Annotated in this window: 7 protein-coding genes; all 7 read left to right on the top strand. The window is 35.8% G+C overall.

All coding sequences use genetic code 11. From position 1 onward, the window contains the following. The first annotated feature begins 155 nt into the window (after positions 1–155). Positions 156–860, top strand: coding sequence for an ABC-2 transporter permease (locus ACLTU0_RS09305; protein WP_412322171.1), 705 nt, complete (start codon positions 156–158; stop codon positions 858–860). 11 nt (positions 861–871) lie between these two features. Continuing rightward, complete coding sequence (locus ACLTU0_RS09300; RefSeq protein WP_412322169.1) at positions 872–2,278, top strand: Gldg family protein; 1,407 nt, start codon at positions 872–874, stop codon at positions 2,276–2,278. Continuing rightward, the gene (locus ACLTU0_RS09295) at positions 2,275–3,654 is read left to right on the top strand and encodes a DUF4340 domain-containing protein (protein ID WP_412322167.1); all 1,380 of its coding nucleotides are present in this window, start codon (positions 2,275–2,277) and stop codon (positions 3,652–3,654) included. The genes ACLTU0_RS09300 and ACLTU0_RS09295 overlap by 4 nt, the downstream gene beginning before the upstream one ends. A 2-nt stretch (positions 3,655–3,656) precedes the next feature. Next, complete coding sequence (locus ACLTU0_RS09290; RefSeq protein ID WP_412322166.1) at positions 3,657–4,454, top strand: alpha/beta hydrolase; 798 nt, start codon at positions 3,657–3,659, stop codon at positions 4,452–4,454. A gap of 157 nt (positions 4,455–4,611) precedes the next feature. Next, a complete protein-coding gene (locus ACLTU0_RS09285) occupies positions 4,612–5,250 on the top strand; it encodes a redox-sensing transcriptional repressor Rex (RefSeq protein ID WP_147514896.1) in 639 nt (212 codons plus the stop codon). Between the two features lie 12 nt (positions 5,251–5,262). Further along, the gene (locus ACLTU0_RS09280; RefSeq protein ID WP_308456317.1) at positions 5,263–6,078 is read left to right on the top strand and encodes an Asp23/Gls24 family envelope stress response protein; all 816 of its coding nucleotides are present in this window, start codon (positions 5,263–5,265) and stop codon (positions 6,076–6,078) included. A gap of 20 nt (positions 6,079–6,098) precedes the next feature. Next, entirely contained in the window at positions 6,099–8,063 is a 1,965-nt protein-coding gene (gene uvrB, locus ACLTU0_RS09275) for an excinuclease ABC subunit UvrB (RefSeq protein WP_022229053.1), read from the top strand. The last annotated feature ends 119 nt before the right edge of the window (positions 8,064–8,182 follow it).

The raw sequence follows: 8,182 nt of genomic DNA, 5'->3' as shown, positions 1-8,182 counted from the left end.
TGATAACGCAATGGCGGCAGAAGAAAAGAAAAAAATGTTCTTTGCATTCGCGGAAAATGAAATACCGATATTAATGCAAAAAGAAATCGAGCCGTCTTTGGAGGATATATTCTTAAAACTTACTGACAATACGTCAGAAAAGGAGGAAAATACAAATGAAAGCGATATTTAACAGAGAATTCAATTCGTATTTTACATCAATGCTCGGTTATGTATTTTTAACTATTTTTCTTCTTTTAACAGGAGTAATGTTCTATGTTGTAAATATCAGATTTATGACTGCAAGAATGACTAATTTCTTTTCAATCGTCAATAACTGGGCGTTGTTCTTGTTGCCGTTATTGACAATGAGATTGTTCTCAGAGGACAGAAAGCAAAAGACAGATCAATTATTACTGACCGCACCTATATCTACAAAAGAAATAGTTTTCGGTAAGTATCTTGCGGCATTTGGAATATTTATGGTAGGTGTGCTTATAACACTTATTTATCCTGTTATATTAGCGTTTACGGGTAATTTGCCGATTGCGGAAACAATAAGCTGTTATGTCGGCTTTATACTGCTATGTTCGGCAATACTTGCTATCGGTGCGTTTATGTCATCTATTACGGAAAGTCAGATTGTCGCTGCAATCGCCACTTACGGTGTATTGATTTTCACATTGCTTTTAGGATCGGTTGCGTCAAACGTTTCAAACGAAATAATTGTAAAAATTCTTTTGTGGTTATCGCCTGTACAAAGATTTTCGGATTTTACTCTCGGAATCCTTAACTTTGAACCGATAATTTATTATTTAAGCATCACCAGTCTGTTCTTATTCTTTACCGTTATGGTATTTGAAAGACGCAGAATGAGATAGGAGGATATGTAATGAATAACGTAAAAAAATATAAATTTGTATCTTCCGTTGCTATTGCAATAGCGGTTGTTTTGGTTATTGTTGTAAACGTATTTGTCAGCGTGCTTAACAACAAATTACCTTTAAAAATCGACCTTACGTCAAATAAAATGTACGAACTTTCAGATAAAACAAAAGAGTATCTTAAAAATTATGATACTCCTGTTGATATATATATTCTTGCCGGTGAATCGGAACAAGACGGAAATATTCGTACGGTGCTTGATAAATATGCCGCCGCAAATAAAAATATCAATGTTACAAATATTAATATGACATCTAACCCGACTTTTGGCAAGAAATACGTTACTGACGGCAAAAGTCTGCAATCAAATTCTGTCATTGTTGACGGCGGAGATAAGTTTAAAACATATACTATGACTGAATTGTACGGAGTAAATGCACAAACAGGACAGTATACATCACTTAATGTTGAAAATAAAATAACTTCGGCACTAAAGTATGTATCAAGCAAAACACAACAAAAGGCATACCTAATAAAAGGACATAATGAGATAGCTGTTGACGGTGCAAAAACTAAACTTGAATCAGAAAACTTTGAAGTTGGAGAAGTTAATACATTGACCGATGATATACCGTCAGACGCAAATATGTTGATTGTTGCAAAACCGACGGCCGATTTTTCAAAAGAAGAAATCACAAAACTTGATTCTTATTTGCAAAAAGGCGGTAATATACAAGTTTATCTTGATGTAGATTCAAAAAATCTTACTAACTTGTATGACTATCTAAAGTCATCATGGGGCATAGGTGTAAGCGATAACCTTGTAATTGAAACAGACACATCAAAATCCGTTTCGTTGAGCGGAAGTTCGATGAGTCTTGTCGTGCCGAACGTAAAATCATATGAATTTACCGACAGTATAATAGACAATCAAAGAACTTTGGCATATTTCCCATATTCAAGATTGATAACTCAAGAATTTGAATCAAATGGCGATATATCTGTTACACCTGTTTTGACAAGTTCAGAAAAAGCATACACGACTTCAAATTATGAAAATGTTTCAAAAGTCGGCGGCGAGCAGGACGGTGAATATCCGGTCAGCGAACTTTCGGTAGATGCAAAACACGCCTCATCGGTTTATGTATCGGGAAATACTATGCTTTTAACCATAGACGAAACAACACTTACAAATAATTACGGACTTGCAAACTATGATTATTTTATGAATTTGACCAACTTTATGATAGGTAACGAAGAAAGCTTTACTGTAGATGAAAAAACACTTGTAAACAATGTTATTACATTATCTGATTTAGGTCAAACAATTATTTTTGCATTTGTTGTAATTATAATACCGATTACCGTATTAATAATCGGACTTGTAATTTGGATAAAAAGGAGAAATCTATGAGTAAAACAACGAAAAGCATAATTATAGCCGCGTCAGTGATTATAGTGCTTATTGTCGGAACGATTGTTATAAGTAATATTGACACGTCAAAAGATAATAATGTTGATACAACCGATGATTTATACAGTATCTATTCAGCTGATACAACCGATATTTTATCTGTAAAGTCAGAGAGTGAAAACGGTACAATTACAGTAAAAAGTATAGGCGATTCGGAATGGTCCGTAAATGATATGGATGCGTCTGAAATAGATTCTTCAAAAGCCGGTGCGCTTGTCGGTACAATTTCAACATTGTCATCAAAAAACAAGATTGAAGAAAATCCGGCTGATTTATCACAATACGGACTTGACAATCCACAAGTCACTGTTACAGTTGAAAAGAAAAACGGTCAGATTGATAAAATGATTATCGGTGATTTAAGTCCGACACTCGGAGAATATTTTGTGATGAAAGACGGCGATAATACTGTCTATACAATATATGATTTTAAAGTTGATACTTTAAAAAAGCCTATCAGCTATTATAAAGAATTCAATCGTTTCAGCATTAATATTGACAATATTAATGACATTAAAATTGTCCGCAGTGATGAAACTATTGAAATCAGAATATTAAGCAATATAAATAACAACACAAATAATGTATGGGAAATGGTACAGCCGTATCAGAGCGGTGCCAATGATGACTATATCGATAACAAAATACTTGCTCCGATAGAGGAAATTTCACTTACTACACCGATTGAAAATGCTGACGGCGGTTTCAGTGAAAAGTCGCCTGTTTTAATGATAACCGTTAAGCCTTACGACAATTCAACAGGCAAATACGGCGAAGAATATACCGAAACACTTACAATTGGTCGCACAGACGGTGATATGACTTATGTAAAATATAAGGAACAGGTATTTAAAGTTTCATCGGACATTATATCTTTTGCGAATGACTCGTCATACAACATTGTAAGTAAATTGCAGGCACTTGTTGATATTTCGGAAGTTAAGAGTGTAACGGTAGAGTATAACGGAGCAGAACATACGATTGATATAACTCATAACGATTCGGATATGACTTTTGTGCTTGACGGTCAAAAGGTTGATACAAAGATAACACAAGCAATATACAAGAGCATTGTCGGTTTGGCGGTTGACGGAGTATATAAAGACGAAACACTCGGCGATACCGTTATGAAAATAAAATATAAAGGTATCAAGAGCAGTTCTGATACAGAAATCGAATTTAAGAGTATTGATGATTTGTACTGTGCTTTAATCCGCAACGGTAAAACAGAATTTACAATCAAGAAAAGTAAGCTTAATGAATTTATGGATTTATTCACTACTTATGGTGAAAATCCGGAAAAGCAAGGAGATTAATTATGGAGAATTTATGGAATGACGTGATTCCTTATTGGAACGAAGAATTTATAGAGGCTGATGAAACAGCGGTAAGAAAACCGACTATAACGGCATATCCTGCACATTCAAAAGGTGCTGTTATTATTTTTCCGGGTGGTGGCTATGTAATAAGAGCCGACCACGAAGGTACTGCATATGCTAAGTGGTTGCAGTCAATCGGTCTTACTGCATTTGTGGTTGAATACAGAGTTGCACCGTACAAACATCCGGCAGAAATAAGTGACGCAATGCGTGCTGTTAAATATGTCAGATATTACGCCGACAAATACGGCATTGATAAGGATAAAATTGCAGTTATGGGTTCAAGTGCCGGCGGACATTTGGCGGCCTCTGTTTCTGTTCATTATGATAAGAAAATGTATGAAGATACAGATGAAATAGATAAAGAAAGCTGTAAGCCTAATGCGACAATTTTGTGTTACCCTGTAATAGATATGTTCGAATACAGACATGATGGTTCAAGACAAAACTTGATAGGCGAAAGAGCATTACATTCTGATAAAGAGCTTATGTCGCTTTATAAACACGTCACACCTAATACACCGCCTACATTTATATGGCATACATCATCAGACCAGGCAGTACCGGTAGAAAATTCTTTGATGTACGCCGACGCACTAAGCAAAGTGCAAGTTTCGTATGAAATGCACATATACCCAATCGGTTCTCACGGCTTGGGCTTGGCAGACAGTATACCGCACGTTGCACAGTGGAAAGATTCTCTTGAAAAATGGATAAAACTTAATGATTTAATTTAAGTAACTAATGTCACAATAAGTCAGTATCGGCTTGTTGTGACATTTTTTTATATGTGTAAAATGTCAAAATACAAAAAAATACATTTAAAAAGACTATACAAAACGAAATGAGTGTGATATAATAAATGTTATATAATTAACAAGGGGTTTAGAGGACATGAGTGAAAATGAAAAGAAAGTTCCTACGGTCGTAGTTAAACGTCTGCCACGCTATTACAGATATTTGGGCGAACTTTTAAAGCAGGATATAAAGCGTATTTCCTCAAATGCACTTAGCGTAAAAATGAACGTGACTGCATCACAAATCAGACAGGATTTTAACTATTTCGGCGGTTTCGGTCAGCAGGGATACGGCTATAATGTCGAACATCTTTATAACGAAATCGGTGACATATTAGGACTTAATGACGGAGATACTACTGTTATAGTCGGAGCCGGTAATCTCGGCAGAGCATTGGCAAGTCATGATACGTTTGAAAAAAGAGGCTTTAAACTTGTAGGCATTTTTGATAATGACATTAATATAATTGGTACAAAAATCAACGGTATAGAAGTTATGTCAATAGATAAGCTTGAGGAATTTTTGAATTCGCATAGAGTTGACATCGGAATTCTTACCGTACCGAAAGCGGCAGTAATGGAAACGGCTGAAAAATTAGTTAATTGCGGAGTTAAAGGTCTTATGAACTTTTCGTATACCGAACTTAAATTCGATAAGGACGTAGCGGTGGAAAACGTTCACCTTTCAGATCCGCTTATGACATTGTCATACAAAATCAAGCAAAATCAGAATTAAGGTGTTATAATTATGAGAGTTATCGCATTTGTAGGTCCGAGTGGAACAGGAAAGAGTTACAGAAGTGTTATGGTTTCGCAACAATACGGAGCTGACGCTATAATTGATGACGGCTTGCTTATTTCTCATGGAAAAGTTATAGCCGGCACATCTGCCAAAAAAGAACCGACAAAAATTGCGTCTGTTAAACACGCACTTTTTATGAATCCGTCGCAGGTAAATGAAATAAAAAAAGTTCTTAAAAGGAATAAGATTAAGTGCCTTATGATTTTGGGTACATCTGACGGAATGGTAAATAAAATTGCTAAAAATATCGGTGTTCATGAGGTTGAACAAATTATAAGAATAGAGGATGTTGCAACACCCGAAGAAATGAATATGGCACTTAGAATGCGTACAGTTGAAGGGAAACACGTTATTCCTGTTCCGACATTTGAAATAAAGAAGGAATTTTCAGGATATTTCTTGCATCCGTTAAGAAGATTTCAAAAAAATCTTGATTCGGAAATAACAACCGCCGAGGCTGATAAATCAATTGTCAGACCCACATTCAGTTATATGGGTGACTATATTATCTCAGATAACGTTATAAATTCAATAGCAATACATGAGGCACAAAAGATCAATGGACTAATTAAGGTGCAAAATATAAACCTAAGAAAAACAGGACACGGTGTACATATAGATATGACAGTCATTTTACAATATGGCTGTGATATTTTTTCTGTATGTAAAAATATTCAGCTTGCAGTCAGAAATAATGTTGAACAATATACGTCGATAAATGCAAGAAGAATAAATATACTTGTTAAAAATCTAAGGAAATAACCAGTAAGAAGGGGAGCTGTATGGATAAATTTGAACTTGTTTCTGAATTTAAACCACAAGGAGATCAGCCGCAGGCAATTCAAACACTTGTTGACGGAATAAAAAAAGGCGAGAAATGCCAAACTTTGCTCGGTGTAACAGGTTCGGGAAAAACTTTCACTATGGCAAATGTCATTGCACAAGTGAACAAACCTACCATTGTACTTGCTCATAATAAAACCCTTGCCGCACAGCTTTGCAGTGAATTTAAAGAATTTTTTCCAAATAACTGTGTTGAATTTTTCGTGTCGTATTACGATTATTATCAACCAGAGGCATATATTCCGCAAACCGATACGTTTATCGAGAAAAATTCACTGACCAATGATGAAATAGATAAACTACGTCACAGTGCCACATTTGCTTTGCTTGAAAGAAAGGACGTTATAATCGTAGCAAGTGTATCTTGCATATACGGTTTGGGCGATCCTGAAGATTATAAAAATCTTATGCTTTCTTTGCGTGTAGGAATGGTAAAAGACAGAGATGAGCTTCTAAAAAAACTTGTTTCAATGCAATATGAAAGAAATGATATTAACTTTGTCAGAAACAAGTTTCGCGTCAGAGGTGACGTGGTGGAAATATTTCCGTCCAATAACGGTGAAAACGCTATTCGTGTCGAGTTTTTCGGCGACGAAATAGAACGTATTTGCGAAGTAAACGTAGTTACAGGTGAAATTGTAGGTGTAAGGCAACACGCAGTTATATCTCCGGCCTCTCACTATGTTACAACCAACGAAAAAATGATTGCGGCACTTGCAGGAATAGAGGCTGAAATGCGTGAACAGGTTAAGTATTTCAAAGAACGTGATTTACTTATCGAGGCACAAAGAATTGAACAGCGTACAATGTACGATATAGAAATGATGCAGGAAATAGGATTTTGTCAAGGTATAGAAAACTATTCAAGACATATAAGCGGTCGTGCTCCGGGAAGTGCACCGTATACGTTGCTTGACTATTTTCCTGACGATTATCTTATGATTATAGACGAGTCACACGTTACAATACCGCAGGTGCGTGCGATGTATAACGGTGACAGAGCCAGAAAGGAAACGCTTATTAAATATGGTTTCCGTTTGCCGAGTGCGGCTGATAACAGACCTTTGAAATTTGAAGAATTTGAAGATAGATTAAATCAGGTAATATTCACAAGCGCGACACCGTCAGATTATGAAAAAGAACATTCAACGGTTGTTGCGGAACAGGTTATCAGACCGACAGGACTTCTTGACCCTAAAATAACAATTAAACCTACCGAAAATCAAATTGATGACCTTATCGGTGAAATTAATAAGCGTACCGAACAAGGTTTTAGAACGCTTGTGACAACGCTTACAAAACGTATGGCGGAGGATTTGACCGATTATCTTACCGGTGTAGGTATTAAAGTTCGTTATATGCACTCCGATATATCGACAATCGAACGTGCGGAAATTATCAAAGATTTGCGTATGGGTGAATTTGATGTACTTGTCGGAATTAACCTTTTAAGAGAAGGACTTGATATACCCGAAGTTGCACTTGTTGCGATACTTGACGCGGATAAAGAAGGTTTCTTAAGAAGTGAAATGTCACTTATTCAGACTATCGGTCGTGCCGCGCGTAACAGTGAGGGACAAGTTATTATGTATGCCGATACGGTTACAAAATCAATGAAAAAGGCGATTGACGAAACAGACAGACGTCGAGGTATTCAGCAGAAGTTTAATGAAGAACACGGCATAATACCAAAGACAATTAAGAAAGACATCAGAGATATTATAGAATCATTAAAGCCTATTGAGGACGATACCGAAACCGCAGAAGAAAATATCATAAATTACGAAAAGACCATTGCCGAGCTTCAGGCTAAGATGATTAAAGCGGCTGAAAATCTTGAATTTGAAGAAGCCGCGGCTTTGCGTGACAGAATACGAAAATTAGAAAAAGAAATGAGTGAATAAAATGGATTATGAGCTTAAAAATAAGCTTGTTAAGATAATTTCAAAAAATATTCTCACTCCTGTTATATATATGATTGAAAACGATAATCTACTTGATTTTATATGTTTTTGTGATAGAA

Origin of the sequence: Hominilimicola sp., assembly GCF_046972485.1 — a bacterium.
Lineage (GTDB): Bacteria > Bacillota > Clostridia > UBA1381 > UBA1381 > Hominilimicola > Hominilimicola fabiformis.
Note: the sequence above shows the minus strand (reverse complement) of the source record. Positions and strands in the feature narration are given on the sequence as shown.